Annotated in this window: 1 protein-coding gene; it reads right to left on the reverse strand. The window is 44.3% G+C overall.

Going from position 1 to position 1,236, the window contains the following annotated elements; all coding sequences use genetic code 11:
* Positions 1-138: 138 nt before the first annotated feature.
* Positions 139-936 carry a choice-of-anchor R domain-containing protein gene (locus tag IQ242_RS26920; protein ID WP_370583051.1) on the reverse strand — a complete coding sequence of 266 codons (798 nt, stop codon included), beginning with the start codon at positions 934-936 and terminating at the stop codon, positions 139-141.
* Positions 937-1,236: the final 300 nt, after the last annotated feature.

Raw genomic sequence — 1,236 nt, forward strand, 5'->3', positions numbered from 1 at the left:
GAGGAGTAGGATGTCTGTCAGGAATTTAGAAAAATGGTATAACCCATCGGGGAAGGAAGGGAGACGCTGACTTTTGCCATTGTCAGGTGGAACCTTGGCACGAGACAAGAGAATCGAGTCGCCCCCACTCTACTGTTCCTATTTCCGTTTCTTCAGGCTAGAAGCTAACCCTAATCCTCCCAATCCTAACAAGGCAACCACGGAACCCGGTTCAGGGACGCTAGTGGGTGGTGGACTGTTCTCTGTTCCCTCAAGGCTAAATTGGTAAGGGCCATCCGTAGGAAAAGAAGTCCAACTTCCCCCTTGATTGTTACTATCAACGTAACCATTACCAATCGTCCAGCCAGGGAGTCCTGTTTTAGCGTAAGATGTAGTATAACCCCATTGATAATTCCCGACATTATCTGAAACACCACTGACTAACCAGTAAGTGGTATTAGCGGCTAATGTGTACGGAGTAGCCAGGGTAAAGGTGTTATTGGCGAGAGAGGTGGTAATGGAAGCCGGGTTAGTAAAACTGGTTATCAAAGTGCCGGGGGTTCCACTGCTGTTGCTATAGAGACGAACAAACAAGTTGGGACTGGCGGTTAATTGTTGGAACAAAAGAGTAGCAGACTGAAGATTGTAACTGCTACTACCAGTGGTAAAGCTTGATCCTGGCCAAAAGTTAAAGTTTGTACTTCCTATGCCATCATTTGATTCACTTAAGTTCTCAACGAGGGTGACAGCATAAGCTTGTTGCCCTAAACCCAAGGAAAGAAGGAGAGCAAGGCTACCCCCCCCCCGATTTTTGCTAGAATTTGCTGGTTTTTGGTCACTTTTGGAAGTCCTAACGACAAAAAGAGTTAAATTGGTCTTGATTGATGGTCTATCTTCTGAGCATCTGCTGGGAAAATAAACTTTGTGGTAAGCTAAACGGCTTTTACTTCGGATCACCGATATAGACTCCAAAAGGGTTATAGCTATTGGATCATGCAGGTTAAGCGCCGTTTAGCTTAACTTAGCACAGATTCCTCGTTTTTGGGAAAAAGTAGAGTGACCTAACCGCTCAACTAAACTTACTCAAACTTACTTAAAAGCTTGAAAGCTTAGTCATTCGTAGTTCGACTGGCTCACTAACAAGTGGGTCAAGCACTACAGGATTAAACGGCAAACCCTTTATTCCCTGGTCAATGACATCAGGAATTACTTTTCTGATGATGTTAAATGATCCATTGACATCGGCATTTAACAACT

This window comes from Microcystis sp. LEGE 08355 (assembly GCF_015207185.1).
Taxonomy (GTDB): Bacteria; Cyanobacteriota; Cyanobacteriia; order Cyanobacteriales; family Microcystaceae; genus Microcystis; species Microcystis panniformis.